Annotated in this window: 19 protein-coding genes; 1 reads left to right on the top strand and 18 read right to left on the bottom strand. The window is 63.1% G+C overall.

Annotation, left to right across the window (positions count from 1 at the left end; translation table 11 throughout):
• Positions 1-9: 9 nt before the first annotated feature.
• The 10 genes from GTP77_RS16025 to rpsB all read right to left on the bottom strand — a co-directional run bounded on the left by GTP77_RS16025 (position 10) and on the right by rpsB (position 10553).
• On the bottom strand, positions 10-540 hold the full coding sequence (locus GTP77_RS16025) for an OmpH/Skp family outer membrane protein (protein ID WP_161073146.1): 531 nt from the start codon (positions 538-540) through the stop codon (positions 10-12).
• Between the two features lie 14 nt (positions 541-554).
• Positions 555-2885: an outer membrane protein assembly factor BamA gene (gene bamA / locus GTP77_RS16020; RefSeq protein WP_161073145.1), complete on the bottom strand. Its 2331-nt coding sequence runs from the start codon at positions 2883-2885 to the stop codon at positions 555-557.
• A 36-nt stretch (positions 2886-2921) separates the two neighbouring features.
• A complete protein-coding gene (gene rseP / locus GTP77_RS16015; protein WP_161073144.1) occupies positions 2922-4268 on the bottom strand; it encodes an RIP metalloprotease RseP in 1347 nt (448 codons plus the stop codon).
• Complete coding sequence (gene ispC / locus GTP77_RS16010) at positions 4265-5449, bottom strand: 1-deoxy-D-xylulose-5-phosphate reductoisomerase (RefSeq protein ID WP_161073143.1); 1185 nt, start codon at positions 5447-5449, stop codon at positions 4265-4267. The genes rseP and ispC overlap by 4 nt, the downstream gene beginning before the upstream one ends.
• Before the next feature lie 124 nt (positions 5450-5573).
• Positions 5574-6407 (bottom strand): phosphatidate cytidylyltransferase, encoded by an 834-nt coding sequence (locus GTP77_RS16005; protein ID WP_161073142.1) that lies wholly within the window; start codon positions 6405-6407, stop codon positions 5574-5576.
• The gene (gene uppS / locus GTP77_RS16000) at positions 6407-7159 is read right to left on the bottom strand and encodes a polyprenyl diphosphate synthase (RefSeq protein ID WP_161073141.1); all 753 of its coding nucleotides are present in this window, start codon (positions 7157-7159) and stop codon (positions 6407-6409) included. Before uppS ends, GTP77_RS16005 begins: the two co-directional genes overlap by 1 nt.
• A 100-nt stretch (positions 7160-7259) precedes the next feature.
• Positions 7260-7820: a ribosome recycling factor gene (gene frr, locus GTP77_RS15995; RefSeq protein ID WP_161073140.1), complete on the bottom strand. Its 561-nt coding sequence runs from the start codon at positions 7818-7820 to the stop codon at positions 7260-7262.
• Positions 7821-7871: 51 nt separating this feature from the next.
• Positions 7872-8588: a UMP kinase gene (gene pyrH, locus GTP77_RS15990; RefSeq protein ID WP_161073139.1), complete on the bottom strand. Its 717-nt coding sequence runs from the start codon at positions 8586-8588 to the stop codon at positions 7872-7874.
• Between the two features lie 147 nt (positions 8589-8735).
• Entirely contained in the window at positions 8736-9650 is a 915-nt protein-coding gene (gene tsf, locus GTP77_RS15985; RefSeq protein ID WP_057157158.1) for a translation elongation factor Ts, read from the bottom strand.
• Between the two features lie 150 nt (positions 9651-9800).
• Positions 9801-10553, bottom strand: a complete 753-nt coding sequence (rpsB, locus tag GTP77_RS15980) for a 30S ribosomal protein S2 (RefSeq protein WP_161073138.1) — start codon at positions 10551-10553, stop codon at positions 9801-9803.
• Between the two features lie 336 nt (positions 10554-10889).
• On the opposite strand from rpsB, the gene GTP77_RS15975 reads away from it, so the two are divergent.
• On the top strand, positions 10890-11249 hold the full coding sequence (locus GTP77_RS15975) for a hypothetical protein (protein WP_161073137.1): 360 nt from the start codon (positions 10890-10892) through the stop codon (positions 11247-11249).
• Here GTP77_RS15975 and GTP77_RS15970 read toward each other — a convergent pair.
• The 8 genes from GTP77_RS15970 to soxZ form a co-directional block, all read right to left on the bottom strand.
• Complete coding sequence (locus tag GTP77_RS15970) at positions 11246-11875, bottom strand: FMN-binding negative transcriptional regulator (RefSeq protein ID WP_161073136.1); 630 nt, start codon at positions 11873-11875, stop codon at positions 11246-11248. The two genes, GTP77_RS15975 and GTP77_RS15970, sit on opposite strands and share 4 nt — an antisense overlap.
• A 13-nt stretch (positions 11876-11888) precedes the next feature.
• Positions 11889-12452: a DUF302 domain-containing protein gene (locus tag GTP77_RS15965; protein ID WP_161073135.1), complete on the bottom strand. Its 564-nt coding sequence runs from the start codon at positions 12450-12452 to the stop codon at positions 11889-11891.
• A gap of 76 nt (positions 12453-12528) precedes the next feature.
• Positions 12529-13071 carry a GlcG/HbpS family heme-binding protein gene (locus GTP77_RS15960; protein ID WP_229202222.1) on the bottom strand — a complete coding sequence of 181 codons (543 nt, stop codon included), beginning with the start codon at positions 13069-13071 and terminating at the stop codon, positions 12529-12531.
• Positions 13068-14018 carry a thioredoxin fold domain-containing protein gene (locus tag GTP77_RS15955; RefSeq protein ID WP_161073134.1) on the bottom strand — a complete coding sequence of 317 codons (951 nt, stop codon included), beginning with the start codon at positions 14016-14018 and terminating at the stop codon, positions 13068-13070. The genes GTP77_RS15960 and GTP77_RS15955 overlap by 4 nt, the downstream gene beginning before the upstream one ends.
• A complete protein-coding gene (soxB, locus tag GTP77_RS15950; protein WP_161073225.1) occupies positions 14015-15727 on the bottom strand; it encodes a thiosulfohydrolase SoxB in 1713 nt (570 codons plus the stop codon). Before soxB ends, GTP77_RS15955 begins: the two co-directional genes overlap by 4 nt.
• 11 nt (positions 15728-15738) lie before the next feature.
• Positions 15739-16380, bottom strand: coding sequence for a sulfur oxidation c-type cytochrome SoxX (gene soxX / locus GTP77_RS15945; RefSeq protein WP_161073133.1), 642 nt, complete (start codon positions 16378-16380; stop codon positions 15739-15741).
• Between the two features lie 10 nt (positions 16381-16390).
• The gene (gene soxA, locus GTP77_RS15940) at positions 16391-17197 is read right to left on the bottom strand and encodes a sulfur oxidation c-type cytochrome SoxA (RefSeq protein ID WP_161073132.1); all 807 of its coding nucleotides are present in this window, start codon (positions 17195-17197) and stop codon (positions 16391-16393) included.
• A 65-nt stretch (positions 17198-17262) separates the two neighbouring features.
• Positions 17263-17574, bottom strand: a complete 312-nt coding sequence (soxZ, locus tag GTP77_RS15935) for a thiosulfate oxidation carrier complex protein SoxZ (RefSeq protein WP_161073131.1) — start codon at positions 17572-17574, stop codon at positions 17263-17265.
• Between the last annotated feature and the right edge of the window lie 21 nt (positions 17575-17595).

Genomic DNA, 17595 nt, shown 5'->3' with positions numbered 1-17595 from the left:
AATCTATGTTTATTTGTTTTTGTCGAGCGCCGCCAGCACCTTCTCGGTGATGTCGATGCGCGGGCTGGCCCACACCGCGTCCTGCAGAACGATGTCGAAGCCTTCGGTCTGCGCCAGCTGCTTGATGATCAGGGTCGCCTTGTCGGAAATGACGGCGCGCTCCTCGTTGGTGCGCTGGTTCAAATCCTCGCGGAACTCGCGCTGGCGGCGCTGGAACTCTTTATCCAGCTCGAAGTACTCGCGCTGCCGCTTCACGCGGTCGGCTTCGCCCAGCGCGGGCAGTTCTTTTTCCAGCTTCTCCGAGGCGGCTTTCAGGCGCGAGGCCAGGTCCTGCATGGCTTTCTCGCGTCCTTTGAACTCCTCGGCCAGCTTGTCGCCGGCCAGCTTGGCCAGGCGCGACTCGTTGTAAATCCGCTCGGTGCTAAGCCACGCAATCTTGGACGACTGCGCTTGCGCCGGCGCCAAAGCACTCAAGCCGAGTGCAAGCACGGCAAGGTATTTGGCGGCCTTGGCCGATGCGGTAGCGGAAGCAGTCTTCAAGGTGTTTCTCCGTATTAGAACCCGTTACCCATCTGGAACTGGAAACGTTCCAGGCGGTCGCCGGGTTTGGCATTCAAAGGCTTAGCATAACTCAACTTCAGCGGCCCCACCGGGGAAATCCAGTTCACGCCCAGGCCGGTGGAGAAGCGCAGCTCGGAGATGCGCATCTTCTGGCCTTCCTGGTAGACCTGGCCGCCGTCGAGGAAGCCGAACCAGCGCAGGCTGCGGTCCTGGCCGGAACCCGGGAACGGCATCTGCAGTTCGGCATTGCCGATCAGGCGCGAGGCGCCGCCCAGGGCGTCGCCGTAGCGGGTGTCCACGATACCGAGCGAGGAGCTCAGGTAGCCGCGCACCGAACCGATACCGCCGCCGTAGAAGTTCTTGAACACCGGGTAAGGTTTGTCGCCGATACCGTGGCCGTAGTCGATCTCGCCCTTCAGGGCCAGCGTGACTTTCGGGTGCAGCGGCTTGAACAGCTGGTGCTCGTACACGGCGCGGAAGTACTTCGACTGGCCCACCACGTCCAGTTCCAGGTTGACGCGCTGGTACTGGCCGATGGTCGGGGTCAAGGCGCTGTCGCGGCTGTCGCGCGCCCAGGCGGCGGTCAGCGGCACGGCGATGGTCTTGGCAGTGCCCACCGGACTGCCGGTGATGTCGCGCACATAGTCCTGGTAGCGGATCGGACTGGTCTCGTCGGTGGTGATGGACGAGCGTTCCAGGCCTGCGCCGAAGAACACGGTGTCCACTTCGGAGAACGGCACGCCCCAGCTGATACGGCCGCCGTGCTGTTTAATCGTGTAGGAACCGATGTTCAGCGCGGGCGGGTTCAGCGTGCGGATGTACAGGTCGAACGAGCGGCTCACGCCATCATCCGTGTAGTACGGATTGGTGTTCGAGAACTCGATGGTGCGGCTGTACTTGCTGGTGTTCAGGTTGATGCCGACGGTGTTGCCCGAACCGGCAAAGTTGGCCTGCTGGATAGACGCCGAGAAGGTGAACTTCTCCGCCTGCGAGAACGCGCCGCCGATCTGGAAGTTGCCGGTCGGTTTTTCCACCACGGTCAGCTGCACGTCCACCTGGTCCGAGGTGCCTTGCGCTTCGGGGGTGTCGATCGTCACGTCCTTGAAGTAGCCCAGGCGGTCCACGCGGTCGCGGGTCAGCTTGATCTTGTTGGCGTCGTACCAGGACGACTCGAACTGGCGGAACTCGCGGCGGATAACCTCGTCGCGGGTGCTGGTGTTGCCGGCGATGTTCATGTGGCGCACATAGGCGCGCTTGCCCGGGTCGATCAGGAAGGTGAAGCTCACTTCGCGCTTTTCGCGGTCGATCTGCGGGTCCACGTTCACGTTGGCGAAGGCGTAGCCGAAGGTGCCCAGGCGGTCGGTGATCAGCTTGTTGGTGGCGGTCAGGCGCTCGCCGGAATAGATTTCGCCTTTGCGCAGCAGCACCAGCTGGCGCAGCTCGTCCTCGCGGCCGAACATCTCGCCTTCAAACTTGTAGTCGGCGACCTTGTACTTCTCGCCTTCGCTCACGTTGATGGTGATGTAGATGTCCTTCTTGTCCGGGGTGATCGACACCTGGGTCGATTCGACCTGCATCTCGATGTAGCCGCGGTTCAGGTAGAAGGACTTCAGCGATTCCAGGTCGCCGGTCAGCTTGGTCTTGGAGTACTGGTTGGCCTTGGTGTACCAGCTGAACCAGCCGCCGGTGTTGAGCGCCAGGTTCTCGCGCAGTTCCTTGTCCGAGAAGGCCTTGTTGCCGACGATGTTGATCTGCTTGATCTTGGCGATCTCGCCCTCGTCCACGGCGAACACGATGTTCACGCGGTTGCGCTCGATCGGGGTCACGGTGGTGGTCACTTTCACGCCGTACAGGCCGCGCGACAGGTACTGGCGCTTGAGCTCCTGCTCGGCGCGGTCCACCGACGCTTTGTCGAAAGTCTTCGCTTCGCCCACGCCGATGTCCTTCAGCGCCTTGACCAGCATGTCTTTTTCAAATTCCTTGGTGCCGGTGAAATCCACCTTGGCGATCGCGGGACGTTCCTCGACGATCACCACCAGCACGTCGCCGTCCTGCTCCAGGCGCACGTCCTTGAAAATGCCCGAGCCGTACAGGCCCTTGATGGCGGCCACGCTCTTTTTGTCGTCGAAGGTTTCGCCCACGCGCACAGGCAGGTAGCTGAACACCGTGCCTGCCTCCGTGCGCTGGATGCCTTCGACACGGATGTCCTTCACGACGAATGGATTGATGGCGAACGCGCTGCCGGAGCAGAGTGCCAGGGCGGCGGCGCCGATCAGGCTGCGGCGAAAGGAAGGCAAGGCAAAACGGTCAGAATATAATTTCATTGGCGGTATTCAATGGCTCAAATCACGGAACTACATTTAAAGCAGGCGCACCACGTCGTTAAATACCGCCAGTGCCATTAATGTCACCAGCAGGCCAACGCCCAGTCGCTGCGCTATCTCGCCGAAACGCTCCGGCACAGGACGCCCGGTTAAAACTTCCAGCGAATAATACAGTAAAAGTCCACCATCAAGAACGGGAATCGGTAGCAAATTCATCACCCCGAGACTGATACTAATAAACGCGATGAAGCTCAGGTAGCTGGCAGCGCCTATCCGCGCGGTTTGCCCGGCATAATCGGCGATCGTGATAGGGCCGGTGACATTCTTCCACGAGACCTCGCCCACCACCATTTTCCCTATCATTTTCAGGGTCAATACACTGGTGTCCCACACCTTGGCGGCGCCCTTGCCTACCGCCTCCACCGGCCCGGCGGTCACTTCGATCATATCTGGGCCTTGTCCGGCGTAAGCGCCGATCTTACTGACTGTTACAGATCCTTTACGCTCCACCTCCGGCGTCACGCGCAATTCAAACGGCTGGCCGCCGCGCAGGCCCTGCATAATCAAGGTTTTGCCATTGGAGGCGCGCACCACGGTGATGAAGTCCACCCAGTCCTGCAGCGGCTTGCCGTCGATGGCGGTAATCAGGTCGCCGCTGCGCAGGCCGGCGCGTTCGGCGGCGCTGCCCGGCAGGATCTCGCCCAGCAGCGCGGGCGGACGCGCCAGGCCGAAGCCCAGCTTGCCGGCCACGTCGGACTCCAGGTCCATGCCGGCCATGGCGCTGGCGGGCATGCGCAGCGTGCGGCGCCCGCTGCCGGGACGGTCCACGTCCAGCTCCATGCCGCGCTTGTCGATGGCGGCCTGGATCACGGCCCAGCGCAGGTCGGACCACACGCGCACGCGCTCGCCGTTCACGGCGGTGACGATGTCGCCGCCCTGCAGGCCGGCCGCGTAGGCCGCGCTGTCGCTGGCGGGCGGCGCAATCTTGGAGGAAGGTTCGGCGATGCCGGCCATATACAGGCCGGCGAACAGGAAGATGGCCAGCAGGAAGTTGGCCAGCGGGCCGGCCGCCACGATGGCGATGCGCTTCCACACGTTCTGGCGCGTGAATTCGCGCAGCTTGTCCGCCTCGGACAGCGGGCCGGTGTCGGGCTCGCGGCTGTCCAGCATCTTGACGTAGCCGCCCAGCGGCAACGCGGACACGGCCCACTCGGTCTGGTCAGGGCCGATGCGGCGCGACCACACTACCTTGCCCATGCCCACCGAGAAGCGCAGCACTTTCACGCCGCACCAGCGCGCCACCCAGTAGTGGCCCAGCTCATGGAAGATGATCAGCGATCCCAGCGCGACCGCGAAAGCCAGCAGGGTCGTGAGGAAGGTCATTGTGCGCGCAGACTGGCGATAAAGCGTTCCGCAGCGGCGCGGGCCAGGCCGTCCTGCTCCATCACGGCGGCGATGCTGGCGGCCGCGCCGTGCGGCAGCTCGTCCATGACCTTCGCGATCACGCGGTCGATCTGGCGGAAGCCGATGCGGCCGTCGAGGAAGGCGGCCACCGCCACCTCGTTGGCCGCGTTCAGCAGCGCGGGCGCCGTGCCGCCGGCCTTGAGCGCGTCAAACGCCAGCGCCAGGCAAGGGAACTGCACGAAGTCGGGGCGCTCGAACTGCAGCGTGCCCACTTGCGCCAGGTCCAGCTGCGCCACGCCGGAGGCGATGCGCTCCGGGTAGGCCAGCGCGTGCGCGATCGGGGTGCGCATGTCGGGGTTGCCCAGTTCGGCCAGCACCGAGCCGTCGTTGTAGGACACCATGGAATGCACCACGGACTGCGGATGGATCACCACTTCGATCTGCTCCGCGCTGGCGCCGAACAGCCAGTGCGCCTCGATCACTTCCAGGCCCTTGTTCATCATGGTGGCCGAGTCGACCGAAATCTTGCGGCCCATGGACCATTTCGGGTGCTTGCAGGCCTCGTCCGGCGTGACCGTGTCGAGCGTCTCGACGGCGCGCTTCAGGAATGGGCCGCCGGATGCAGTCAGCAAAATCTTGGTAACGCCGGAGGCGCCCGGCACGCGGCTGTAGTGCTGCGGCAGGCACTGGAAGATGGCGTTGTGTTCGCTGTCTATAGGCAGCAGCACCGCCCCGCTCTCATGCACCGCGTCCATGAACAGCTGGCCGGACATGACCAGCGCCTCCTTGTTCGCCAGCAGTACTTTCTTGCCGGCGCGGGCGGCGGCCAGCGTGGGCGCCAGGCCGGCGGCGCCGACGATGGCGGCCATGACGGTGTCGGTTTCAGCGGCGCTGGCGATGGCGCACAGCGCGGCCTCGCCGTATTCGACTTCGGTGCGCAGGCCTTGCGCCTGCAGCAGCGCTTGCAGCTGGGCGGCGGCGGCGGCGGTGCCGACCACGGCGCGCGCGGGTTTGAACTGCGCGCACTGCGCGGCCAGTTCTTCCACCCGGCTGTGCGCGCTCAGCGCGTAGACCGAGTAGCGCTCGGGGTGGCGCGCCAGCACGTCCAGCGTGGACACGCCGATGGAGCCGGTGGCGCCTAATATGGTGATGCGTTGCATACTTCTTCCTTCTGTGGCCAATCTTGGCGGGTTACGCGCGGCGCGCTAACCCGCCCTACGGATGCACTCTCACCCGTGTATATTCGTAGGGCGGGTTAGGCGCAGCCGTAACCCGCCGAGCCCATCAAGCCCAGCCGGCAATCAGCGCGGCCAGCGGCAGCACCGGCACCAGCGCGTCGATACGGTCCAGCACACCGCCGTGGCCCGGCAACAGCTTGCTGCTGTCCTTGATGCCTGCGCGGCGCTTGAGCATGGATTCAAACAGGTCGCCGATCACGCTGAACGCGCAAATCACCACCAGGATAACAACGGTCAGCCCCCAGCCGCGCTTGGCCTGCAGGTACACCACGAACGTATCCTGCAGCCAGCCCACGGACGGCGCCAGCAGCACCGTCAGCGCCGACAGCAGCACCACGGCAATGGCGCCGCCGATGGCGCCTTCCCAGGACTTGCCCGGCGAGATGGACGGCGCCAGCTTGCGCTTGCCGAAAGCCTTGCCGCTGAAGTAGGCGCCGATGTCGGCGATCCACACCAGCGCCATGGCGGAAATGAGGAACAGCGGCGACTTCAGGTACAGCGCCAGGATGGCCACGAAGCAGCTCACCAGCGTAATCGGGTACACCAGGCTGAGCATGGTGTTGCCCATGCCTTCCAGCGGCGGCAGGCCGGTGTACAGCGTGGGCGTGAAGCGCAGCAGCCAGATGGCGAAGCCCAGCAGCAGCCAGAACGTGACCGGGCCGCTCAGGCCGTGCAGCAGGAAGGTGTAGCCGAAGGCGGCGGCCCAGACCACGGCCGACAGCAGCGGACGGGGCGACTTGAACAGGCGGAAGCTTTCCCACACCGCCGCGCCGAAGAAGGCCAGCACCACCACGGCCACGGCCGGGTAGTAGTTGAAGAACAGCACCGGCAGCAGGACGGCCAGCAGGAGGACGGCAGTGATAATGCGGGTTTTCAGCATCAGGTGGTCTTTTCAGCCAGTTGGTCGCCGGTGCGGCCGAAGCGGCGCTCCCGGTTCTGGTAAGACGCGATGGCCGCGTCCAGGCTCTCGATGGTGAAATCGGGCCAGTAGGTGTCGGTGAAGTACAGCTCGGTGTAAGCCAGCTGCCACAGCAGGAAGTTGGAAATGCGTTCTTCGCCGCCGGTGCGGATGAACAGGTCCGGCTCGGGCGCGTAGGCCATGGCCAGGTGCGGCGCCAGCTGTTCTTCGCTGAAGTCGGCCGCGCCCGGATGGGCCGCCACCATTTTGCCGACCGCCTGCATGATGTCCCAGCGGCCGCCGTAGTTGGCGCAGATGGTGACGGTCAGGCGGGTGTTGTTGGCGGTCTTGCGTTCGGCGGCGGAGATCATGCCGCGCAGCTTCTCGTCGAAGCGGCTCAGGTCGCCCACCACCTTCAGGCGGATGTTATTGGCGTGCAGCTTGGACACCTCGCGCTCGAGCGCGGTGACGAACAATCGCATCAGCAGCGACACTTCCTCTTCCGGCCGGCGCCAGTTCTCGGAACTGAAGGCGAACAGGGTCACGTATTCCACGCCGCGCAGCGCGCAGCCCTCCACCACATTGCGCACCGCTTCCACGCCTTTGACGTGGCCGGCGACACGCGGCAGAAAGCGCTTGGTGGCCCAGCGCCCATTGCCATCCATGATGATGGCAACGTGGCGGGGCACCTTGGGCGCATCCGGAACCGCAGTCGTCGAACTCGAATATTTCATGAACTCTAAAGCCAAAAAGGTGTCGCCATAAATGAGGACAGGCCGCCTTGCGCGGCCCATCCCCTATATCGATACTAACCGGGCCGAAACCGGACCAGCGTTAAACGGTCAGCACTTCTTTCTCTTTTTCGACCAGCAGCTTGTCGATGTCGACGATGGCCTTGTCGGTCAGCTTCTGGATGTCGTCCGAACCACGGCGCTCGTCGTCTTCCGAGATGGCCTTGTCTTTCACCAGTTTTTTCAGCGATTCGTTGGCGTCGCGGCGGATGTTGCGCACGGCGATCTTGGCGTCTTCGCCTTCGCTCTTGACCAGCTTGACCATCTCCTTGCGGCGCTCTTCGGTCAGGGCCGGGGTCGGCACGCGGATCTGGTCGCCCTGCGAGGACGGGTTCAGGCCCAGGTCCGCATCGCGGATGGCTTTCTCGATGGTGGCGCCCATCTTCTTCTCGAACGGCGTTACGCCGATGGTGCGCGCGTCAACCAGCGTCAGGTTGGCAACCTGGCTCAGCGGGGTTGGGTTGCCATAGTATTCCACCATCACGTGGTCGAGAATGCCGGTGTGGGCGCGGCCGGTACGCACTTTGGCCAGGTCGGCCTTGAGCGTCTCGATCGACTTGATCATGCGGTCTTGCGCGTTCTTTTTAACGTCAGCTACGGACATGCTGTGCTCCTGTATTTAAAGCAGTATCTTGAAAATAAGCTTGAATAATAATCAAACGTGAACCAGTGTACCCTCATCCTCGCCCATAATCACGCGCATCAGCGCGCCTGGCTTGGTGATGGAGAACACTTTGATCGGCAATTTCTGGTCGCGGCACAGTGCGAATGCGGTGGCATCCATCACTTGCAGGTGCTTGGCGATGGCTTCATCGAACGAAATGGTATGGTACAGCGTCGCGTTCGGGTCTTTTTTCGGGTCGGCAGTGTAGATGCCATCCACCTTGGTGGCTTTCAGCACGATTTCGGCGCTGATTTCCGAGCCGCGCAGGGCTGCGGCGGTATCGGTGGTGAAGAAGGGGTTGCCGGTGCCTGCGGCGAACACGATAACCTTGCCCTCTTCCAGGTATTGCAGCGCCTTCGGGCGCACATAGGGCTCGACCACCTGGTCGATGCCGATGGCCGACATCACGCGCGCGGTCACGCCGGCGTGCTTGAGCGCATCGCCCAGGGCCAGCGCGTTCATCACGGTGGCCAGCATGCCCATGTAATCCGCAGTGGCGCGGTCCATGCCTTGGGCGCCGGGCGCCACGCCACGGAAGATATTGCCGCCGCCGATCACCACCGCCACTTCCACGCCCAGGTTCGCGACAGCGGCCACGTCGGCCACCATGCGCTCGATCGTGCCGCGGTTGATGCCGTAGGCATCGTCGCCCATCAGGGCTTCACCGGACAATTTGAGGAGGACGCGCTTGTAGGCTGGTTTTGACATGAGCTGGGGCTCCTTAGTTGGGTTTATTCGGGTCGTTCTGCCGGCTGATAACATTATGATACCTGTACCGCCGGTTACTGCACCATCCGCTAGCTTACCAGCGAGTGGTTTGGGCTTAAAAAAACGGGCCTTGCGGCCCGCTTTTAATTATGCGCCTTTGGAGGCAGCCATTTGCGCTGCAACTTCAGCAGCGAAATCGTCTACCTTCTTCTCGATGCCTTCGCCTACCACGTACATCGTGAACGCTTTCACGGATGCGTTGTTGGCTTTCAGCATGGCTTCGATGGTTTGCTTGTCGTTCTTGACGAAGGCCTGGTTCAGCAGGGACACTTCTTTCAGGAACTTCTGTACCGAACCTTCCAGACGCTTGGCAACGATGTCAGCCGACTGGGCTGGCTTGCCGGCGGCTGCGGCCTGGGCTGCATCTTCGTCAGCTTTGGCTTGCGCAACCGAGCGCTCTTTTTCGATCAGTTCGGCAGGAACCTGGTCGGCCGACAGCGACACTGGCTTCATTGCAGCGATGTGCATGGCCACGTCTTTGCCAACCTGATCGTCCGCGCCTTCGAACTCAACCATCACGCCGATGCGGGTACCGTGCAGGTACGACGCCAGCTTGGCGGTGGTTTCGAAACGCTGGAAGCGGCGGATCGACATGTTTTCGCCGATTTTGCCGATCAGGGCGGTGCGCACTTCGTCCAGGGTCTTGCCTTCGCCGGCTGGCAGGGCCAGCAGGGCTTCCACGGTGGCTGGGTTGTTTTCAGCAACCAGGCGGGCCGCGGTGTTGGCCAGGTTCAGGAAGTCGTCGTTTTTGGCAACGAAGTCGGTCTCGGAGTTCACTTCGATCAGCGCGCCAACGCCGTTGGCGATGTAAGTTGCCACCACGCCTTCGGCGGTGATGCGCGAGGATGCTTTGGAAGCCTTGCCGCCCAGCTTAACGCGCAGCAGCTCTTCCGCTTTGTCCATATTGCCTTCGGCTTCGGTCAGAGCTTTTTTGCATTCCATCATAGGCGCGTCGGTTTTCGCGCGCAGTTCGCCTACCATCGCTGCAGTAATAGCTGCCATGTAATTCTCCTGTGTGTTCGGTGAGTGGTATGGGGTGGCTCGCAAGCCGGCACGCCCATACGCTGTCGTTAAAAAAAAGGGGGAGCAGATGCCACCCCTTTTAAACTACTGATTTGCTGCTTGGATGCCTGCCTTGCGGCAGGCGGCCAATTAGGCTTGTTCGCTGACTTCTACGAACTCGTCGCCAGCTGCGGCCTTGATCGTTTCCAGCACGTCGGCGCTCGAATTCGCGCGGCCTTCGAGGATTGCATCGGCAACACCGCGAGCGTACAGCGTGATCGCTTTCGAGGAGTCATCGTTGCCTGGAATGACGTAGGTTACGCCTTCTGGGGAGTGGTTGGTATCGACCACGCCGATAACTGGGATGCCCAGTTTAGCGGCTTCGGTGATGGCGCCTTTATGGTAGCCAACGTCCACGACGAAGATTGCGTCAGGAACGCCGCCCATTTCCTTGATACCGCCGATGGACTTTTGCAGCTTGACCATTTCGCGGCTGAACATCAGCGCTTCTTTTTTCGACAGCTTCTCAACGGAACCGTCTTCGACTTGCGCTTCCATGTCTTTCAGGCGCTTGATCGAGGTCTTGATCGTTTTGAAGTTGGTCAGCATGCCGCCCAGCCAACGCTGGTCAACGTAAGGAACGCCGGCACGTTGCGCTTCAGCAGCGATGATTTCGCGCGCTTGACGCTTGGTGCCCACCATCAGGATGGTGCCACGGCTCGATGCCAGTTGGCGAACGTGCTTCATCGCCTCCTGGTACATGCCCATGGTTTTTTCCAGGTTGATGATGTGGATTTTGTTGCGGTGGCCGAAGATGAACGGAGCCATCTTTGGGTTCCAGAAACGGGTTTGGTGACCGAAGTGGACACCGGCTTCCAGCATTTCACGCATAGTTACGGACATATTAGCTCCAGGGTTTGGGTCTGGAATCCGATCAGTCACCCTTTGACAGGCACCCTTGGCGACCGGATTCGCGTTTAAAAAATTAAGGATTTGTTACGTTGCTCAAAAACCAAATTCAAGCAACCCGAAATTCTACTCTGAAAACGGGGTTTTTGGCAAGCGCGGCGCGGCATGGCGAGACGAGGCGGCTGGTGAATTTGGCAATGTTTAATACGGTAGCGCAAATTCGCAACTGCTGGCCGGATATGTTGGCTTGCGCACCCCGGCAGCGGCCAGCTTCGTGATACGCTGGCATTATGGTCGACAGATGCCGAACTTCATTGCATTGGAGGACACATGCCTAACGACGCGCCGCAGCAAGAAGAAGCCGCAAGTCCTGCGATGCCCTTCCGGACGCTGCTTTACCGCTTCATGTTCTTCGACTGGCTGTTCAGGGACGTGAGCGCCGCCCGCAATCTGTTCGAGCGGCACGCCGCGCTGCAGCATAACCGCTTTATGAGCCGCTATCTGCCGGTCTACCTGCGGCGCTGGTCGGTGGTGGCGGCCTTCGATTTCGCGCTGGGCTTCCTGTTCGAGCGCGCGCTGCAGGCCACGTTGCTGTCGGCCTGGTTCTTCACCTGGTCCTGCGTCACCATTTCCGGCATGGTGGTGATTACGGCGGCGTGGCTGTTCCTGACCTTTGGGCGGCTGTCCTAGTCTTTGACGGCGGCCAGCATGGCCGCGCTGACCTGGCGCTCTCCCTGGGCCTGCAGCGCTTCGGCGGCCGAGCTTATATCTTTGATATCTTTATTCTGGCTGAGCTTGTACTTGCCTTCGATGCGGGTGATTTCTATCTCCAGGCCGACGATGGCCTTGAGCATCTGGTCCAGATAGTCTTTCGGGGCGTCGGCCATCTTCCAGGGCCGGGGCTGGGCGGCTTCATGGGTGCGGGTCAGGCGCCCGACCACGCCGCGCACAAAGCGCTCGTCATCCCGCACCGTTACCTTGCCGTGGACATGGACCACCATGTAATTCCACGTTGGCACCTGTTTGTGGGTCTCCTGCTTGCTGGGATACCAGTTGGGCGAGATGTAGGCGTCGCCCGCGCGAAAGACAACCAGCACTTCGCCGCCGCTGGACAGTTCCTGCCAGACCGGGTTGGCGCGCGCCACGTGCGAGGTCAGCACGCCCTTTCCGCCGGCGGCCGGGTCAAGCTCGAACGGCAGGTGGTTGGCGTCCAGCCCCGCTGCGCCGTGTGTCACCAGCATGCCGAATGGGTGCTGGCGGATAAAGTCGTGCAGCACGTCCGGGCGGGACTCCTCAAAGTGGGCTGGTATATACATGTCAGGACTTCCGTCAGAATTCGCCGCGCGCGGCGCGGTCCAGCATTTTCAGGATGCTGGCACGCACGCGCCGGGCAGTCTCGGCGACCGGCGGCGGCATCGTGCCCTGCATGCCGATCAGCATATCCATGTTCATGGTGTAGATCCACAGGCCGTCTTCCTGCTCGACCACCGAGATCCGGCATGGCAGCAGCGCGGACATGGCGGGGTTGAAGTCGACCATCAGGCGGGCTGCGGCCGGGTCGCAGTAGGAATAGACCTTGAGGAATTTGCCGGGCTGGCCGGAGCGCAGTTCCAGTTCCTTCGACAGCGCCAGCTCGCCTACCGCACGGATATTATCCTCGGCAGCGACGCTGGCGAAGGCTTCTTCGATTTCGGTCACCGTCACGCCGGGCTGCACCTTGCGCGCCCAGGTGATGCCCGCTGCCGTACCCGCTTGGCTGGCGGCTTGGGCGGGCGGCATGGCTACAGGGCTCGCTGCGGCGCCGGTCGTGGCCGTGCCGGTCGTACACGCGGCGGCGGCCAGGCAGCAAGCGGCCGCCAGGAAAATGGCATGAATTCGGATGGAGCTGCGCATGTCCGCGCCCTTATCTGGCTAGCAAACAGCGAGAATAGTGGCTGGACGCGAACTGCGCAAGCGCCGCGCCGCGCAATCAGAGGTTCAGGTCGTCCAGAACGGCGTCCAGACCCGCGCGGGCGCACTTGTCGTCCAGGTCCCCGGCAGGGGCGCCGGAAACGCCGATGGCGCCGTATGGCGCGCCGGCCGCTTCGATCAGCAAGCCGCCGCCCACCGCCGTCACGCGCGGTATCTGGCGGATGCCGCTGGAGGCCGTGCCGGACTGCGTGGCCTGTGCCAGCGCGGTGGTGTTCATTTTGAAGCTGGCGGCGGTCCAGGCCTTGTTGATGGCCGTCTCCGGCGTGTGCGCGCCTGCAAAGCGGTCGCGCAGCACGGCCTGGATCAAGCCGCTGCGGTCCACCACGGCCACCGCCACCTGGAAACCCGCACTGCGGCAGGACGCCAACGCCGCCGATGCAGCCTTGAGCGCGGTTTCCGGTGTCATCAGGCGGACGGCGTAACTCGCTTCGCTAGCGGTGCTGGCAGCGGCAGTTGCGGCGGCGTTCTCGCTGGCGAGTGCGGAGGAAGCAGCACCCAGCAAGGCTGCGGCGGCCAGCATGCTGGCGATGGCGTTCTTCATGGGGCTTTTCTTTCTTTGGCGGGAGTGGCGGAGGCGGTGATGGCTTGCTTGGCTGCGGCAAAACGGGCGTCCAGATAGGCGCCGTACATGCCGGCGGTGTCGCCGCCTTTCAGCGGCGGCGCGAGTTCCTCGCCAGCGGGGCCGACAAACAGGACGGTCGGCGCGAATTGGACACCTAAGCGCTTGGCCAGCGCGGCGTGGGTAGTGGCCGCGCCATCGAGCGCGGTCACGGCGCGGCTGCCGTTGACCTCAATTTCCCTGATTACGTAGGCGCTGCCCGGCAAAGGGGCCAGGTAGCTGTGGCGGACGGTATGGCAATGGCGGCAGTCCGGCAGCGTGAAGAACAGCACCAGCGGCATGCCCGCGCGCGCGGCAAGCTGCGCGTCGCGCCGCAGGTCCAATGCAAGAGAGACGGCTGGCTCACCGGCATGGGCGGCGGCGCTGGCGGTTGCGGCGCCGGCAGCTGCGCGCTGCGCCTCGCGGGCGATGTCGTCGAAATCCTCATCAAGCATCTCGCCTATTTCGCTCCTTACGAGCTTGCCCTGCCGGTCGAACACGTACAGCGCCGGAATGCCCTTCAGCTTGCCAAGCACGGCCTCGAAGGCCCGGTAGTCCAGCGTGACGGCATGGGTCAACCCAAACCTCTTCACCCACGCGGCGGCTTTGGTCGCCTGCGCAGGATCGCCCGCCTCGATATTGACGGCGACAACCTCAAGCACCTGCCGATTCTCGCGGTACAGCTTCTGCAGCTTGGGCGCCTCGTTCGCGCAGAACGGACAGGTGCTGGAAAAGAGCGCAACCACCGTGGCCTTGCCCGCCAAACTTCCGGGATTCACTACCCTGCCCTCAAGCGTCTTGAACGCCGGCAGGCTCACAGCGGCATGCGCGCCGACGGCAGACGCCATCAGCAAGCCGGCCAGCATGCAAGCGGCCAGCGTCCGCATCATGACAGCAAGCCCGGATTGCCCTGCACGCCGATCAGGCGCGGCGCGTTCAGTTTGCGCGGCTTGACCGTCTTCTGGCTGCGCAGCCAGGTCGCCACCACGTCCCACACAGGCTCGCCGCTGGCGCCTTCTGCCACCGGCGCCCAGCCGGCCACCTTGTACACCTTGGCCGCGTCTATCGGCTTGCCGTTCAGGCGCATGTCCTGTATCCGCCCGCCCATCTTCGCATTCGGGTCGATGGCATAGGTCATGCCCCCTACCCTCACCATGTCCCCGCCCTGCTGGTAGTACGGGTCCGGATTGAACAAATTGTCCGCAACGTCCTCCATGATGGTCTTGATGGTCGCCCCGCTCAACTCGGACACCGTGGTGTGCGAATACGTGGTGGCGGTTTGGTCCATCAGATGCTCCATCAGCACGGGGCTGTTCGGCAGCAGCGACGTGCCCCAGCGGAAGCCCGGCGAGAACGCGATTTCAGCCTGCTTGACGTCCATCAGCGCATCCACGATCAGCTGGTCGAAGCTGCCGTTGAAATTGCCCCGGCGGTACAAGGTGCCCTCGGTGACCGCCAGCCGCTCATTCAGCTTGCCTTCATATGGCGCGCGGATGCGGTTAATCAGCGCGTCCATGTCCTTGTCCGCCGGCAGAATGTTCGAGAACACCGGCAGCAGCTTGTATTGATAGCCCTGCACCTGGCCGCCGCGCACGTCGAAGTCCAGCACGCCGAGGAATTTGCTGTTGCTGCCAGCGTTGGTCACCAGCGTCTTGCCGCCGCCATTGCTGACGATGACAGGCGCAGGCATGCCGTCGTGCGTATGCCCGCCCATGATGGCGTCGATGCCGCGCACGCGCGAGGCCATCTTCAAGTCCACGTCCATGCCGTTATGCGACAGCACCACCACCACCTTGGCGCCTTTGGCGCGCGCATCGTCCACGGTCTTCTGCATATTCTCTTCCTGGATGCCGAAGCTCCAGTCGGGAATGAAGTGGCGCGGGTTGGCGATGGGCGTGTACGGGAAGGCCTGGCCTATCACGGCCACCTGCACGCCGTTCATCTCCTTCATGGTGTAGGGGCTGAACACCTGGTCGCCGAAGTCATTGGTCTTGATGTTCTGGGCGACGAAATCCACCTTGCCCTTGAAGTCCTTGTCGACGATTTCCTGCACCCGCTTGTCGCCCAGCGTCATTTCCCAGTGCGCAGTCATCACGTCCACGCCCAGCGCCAGGCAGGCGTCCACCATGTCCTGGCCCTTGGTCCACAGAGCGGTGGCCGAGCCTTGCCAGGTGTCGCCGCCGTCCAGCAGCAGCGCGCCGGGGCGCGACGCCCTGACGCGCTTGACCAGCGTGGCCAGGTGCGCGAAGCCGCCCACCTTGCCATAAGTCGCTGCGGCGCGTTCAAAATTCAGGCTGCTGAAGGCATAGGCTTCCGGCGTGTTCGGCTGCACGCCCACCGCGCGCAGAAGGTGGTCGCCCACCAGGTGCGGCATTTTTCCCTGCGCATCGCCCAGGCCCAGATTCACGCTGGGCTCGCGGAAGTAGACCGGCTTGAGCTGCGCGTGGCAATCGGTGAAGTGCATGAAGTGCACATTGCCGTAGCGCGGCAGCTTGTACAGCACGTCGGCCGACTGCGCCGCCAGCGCGCCCCGGGAATTGATCGCCATGCCGCCGGCGGCGGCAATGCCCAGCACCTGGACGAAGTCGCGTCGATTCATGCCCATGCGCGTCAGTCCTTGTTGACCGGGGATTCCGGATCCAGCAGCAGCGCCATCACGTCTTTCAGCTGCTGCTCGTCGAGGATGCCCTTGTGGCCGAAGCGCGGCATGTTGGAGCAGGCGTTGTAGGCCTGCGAGTTGTACACCTTGGCCCAGGTGTATTTCAGGATTGCCTCGCTCTGGCCGCGCAGCTTGCCGTACTGGTACAGCGAGGGGCCGATGTTACCGAAGGAGATTTCCTGCTTGCTCAACTGGTGGCAGGCGTAGCAATTGCCGCCGTTCGGCGAGCCCACCTTGTCGGAGGACTGCATGCCACGGCCGCTCTGGGCGATCTTCTCGCCTTCCTGCCAGCGGCCGAGGTACTTGTCGTCGGACGGATACTTCACCAGCTTGAGCTGGTCGGCCTCCAGCTTGGCCGCCAGTTTCTTGGGGCGCTTGTCCTGCGCCGGGTATTCGCTGCACAGGCGCTGCGCCTCGTCCTGCTGCAACACGCCTTCCACGGTGGCCGGGCCTTTGGAGCGGAAGTCCGCCTTCATCAGCTCGTGCGCCTGCTTGCCGTAGTCGGCGGCCTGCACCGGCTGGGCTGCCAGTCCGAAGGCGGCGGCCAGCAACAGGATGCCGTGTTTTGCGCTGCGGTTTACGCTATGGATCATGCTGGTCTCCTTAGCGCTTCAGCGCTGGTGCGTTGTAGGTGCCGCCGTCGGCGTTCTTGGCCAGGAACATGGTCAGCGCGGTGATAAGGTCCGAACCGTACACCGGCTCCGGGAAACGCTGCTGGCGGAAGCAGTCGTTGAGGCGATGCTGCATGGTGCGCACTTCGCCTTGCGACACGCGGTACGCCGGCCAGGTGGTGTAAGCCGCCTGCGCGTTGGACTTGTTCAGGATATTCGGCAGCTCCTGCAGCCGGATGCGCTGGCCGTTCGCCGAGTGGCAGGTGGCGCAGGCAAAGTCGTGCGCGCCGCCACGGTAGAAGAACATCTTCTTGCCGATCTCGTAGGCCGCCTTTTCCTGCGGGTGGCGTGTGGAGACGGCCATCTTCATGCCCTTCGATTGCGCGGTGATATAGGACACCAGCGCTTCGATATCGGACTGGTTGGCGGTGGAGCCGAACGGCGTCTTGGTGGCCTGCTCCAGCGTCAGCCCCTGCAAGGTGACGCGGCAGTGCACCAGGCGCTGCTCCAGGTCCATCACCTTGTTGACGTCCTTGAAGTAGCGCGGCAATTCAACGTAGGCGCCTTTCAGCACACCAGGCCCCTTGCCCAGGTCGCACTTTTCCAGCGTGGCCTCGCGCGGGCCGTCCTTTTTGTTCCACAGTTCCTCGCCGCGCATTTCCCACAGCTCGGCGGGATTGCCGTCGGCCAGCAGCTGCCGGTACTTCGCGATTTCATCGGTGGCCGATGTCTGCGCCAGGGCGGTGCCCAGCGCGGACAGGGCCAGTGCGGCCATCAGGTAGGAGCTCGTCCGTTTCATTGCATCTCCGTTTCTTGTCAGGTGGGTGGTCTGCGCCACTTGCTCGTGCTGCGTCTAATGCTCGCTCAGGCGACCACTACTTCGTCGGTGCGGCTGTCGCCCTTGTTGTCGGTCCATTTGATGGCGACCTTGTCACCCTTGGCGCCGCCCTTGAACTTGAAGGACAGGAAAGGATCTTTGGAGATGGAGGTGCCGAACTGCGCGTCCAGCACGACCTTGTCTTTGCAGGTGGCGACCAGGGTCTGGATAAAGTGCGCAGGCACGGCCTGGCCTGCCGCGTCCTTGCGCTGGCCGGTTTCCATGTCGTGGCGTATCAGTACTTTCACTTCCACCGTATCGCCGGTGGCGTTGGCGCGGATGCGCATTGGATTGCCCATGATGTCTTCCTTATATTGGGT

The organism is Pseudoduganella aquatica, assembly GCF_009857595.1.
GTDB classification, from domain to species: Bacteria; Pseudomonadota; Gammaproteobacteria; order Burkholderiales; family Burkholderiaceae_D; genus Rugamonas; species Rugamonas aquatica_A.
The sequence above is the reverse complement of the archived record's forward strand: the minus strand, read 5'-3'. Positions and strand labels throughout refer to the sequence as shown.

What these genes read in the sequence shown, in the direction of transcription:
- GTP77_RS15970 (WP_161073136.1), bottom strand. Translation starts at nt 11,875, where the DNA reads ATGTATATACCAGCCCACTTTGAGGAGTCCCGCCCGGACGTGCTGCAC.
- GTP77_RS15965 (WP_161073135.1), bottom strand. Translation starts at nt 12,452, where the DNA reads ATGCGCAGCTCCATCCGAATTCATGCCATTTTCCTGGCGGCCGCTTGC.
- frr (WP_161073140.1), bottom strand. Translation starts at nt 7,820, where the DNA reads ATGTCCGTAGCTGACGTTAAAAAGAACGCGCAAGACCGCATGATCAAG.
- soxX (WP_161073133.1), bottom strand. Translation starts at nt 16,380, where the DNA reads ATGATCCATAGCGTAAACCGCAGCGCAAAACACGGCATCCTGTTGCTG.
- soxB (WP_161073225.1), bottom strand. Translation starts at nt 15,727, where the DNA reads ATGAATCGACGCGACTTCGTCCAGGTGCTGGGCATTGCCGCCGCCGGC.
- rpsB (WP_161073138.1), bottom strand. Translation starts at nt 10,553, where the DNA reads ATGTCCGTAACTATGCGTGAAATGCTGGAAGCCGGTGTCCACTTCGGT.
- bamA (WP_161073145.1), bottom strand. Translation starts at nt 2,885, where the DNA reads ATGAAATTATATTCTGACCGTTTTGCCTTGCCTTCCTTTCGCCGCAGC.
- GTP77_RS15955 (WP_161073134.1), bottom strand. Translation starts at nt 14,018, where the DNA reads ATGATGCGGACGCTGGCCGCTTGCATGCTGGCCGGCTTGCTGATGGCG.
- GTP77_RS15960 (WP_229202222.1), bottom strand. Translation starts at nt 13,071, where the DNA reads ATGAAGAACGCCATCGCCAGCATGCTGGCCGCCGCAGCCTTGCTGGGT.
- uppS (WP_161073141.1), bottom strand. Translation starts at nt 7,159, where the DNA reads ATGAAATATTCGAGTTCGACGACTGCGGTTCCGGATGCGCCCAAGGTG.
- rseP (WP_161073144.1), bottom strand. Translation starts at nt 4,268, where the DNA reads ATGACCTTCCTCACGACCCTGCTGGCTTTCGCGGTCGCGCTGGGATCG.
- tsf (WP_057157158.1), bottom strand. Translation starts at nt 9,650, where the DNA reads ATGGCAGCTATTACTGCAGCGATGGTAGGCGAACTGCGCGCGAAAACC.
- pyrH (WP_161073139.1), bottom strand. Translation starts at nt 8,588, where the DNA reads ATGTCAAAACCAGCCTACAAGCGCGTCCTCCTCAAATTGTCCGGTGAA.
- GTP77_RS15975 (WP_161073137.1), top strand. Translation starts at nt 10,890, where the DNA reads ATGCCTAACGACGCGCCGCAGCAAGAAGAAGCCGCAAGTCCTGCGATG.
- GTP77_RS16005 (WP_161073142.1), bottom strand. Translation starts at nt 6,407, where the DNA reads ATGCTGAAAACCCGCATTATCACTGCCGTCCTCCTGCTGGCCGTCCTG.
- soxZ (WP_161073131.1), bottom strand. Translation starts at nt 17,574, where the DNA reads ATGGGCAATCCAATGCGCATCCGCGCCAACGCCACCGGCGATACGGTG.
- soxA (WP_161073132.1), bottom strand. Translation starts at nt 17,197, where the DNA reads ATGAAACGGACGAGCTCCTACCTGATGGCCGCACTGGCCCTGTCCGCG.
- ispC (WP_161073143.1), bottom strand. Translation starts at nt 5,449, where the DNA reads ATGCAACGCATCACCATATTAGGCGCCACCGGCTCCATCGGCGTGTCC.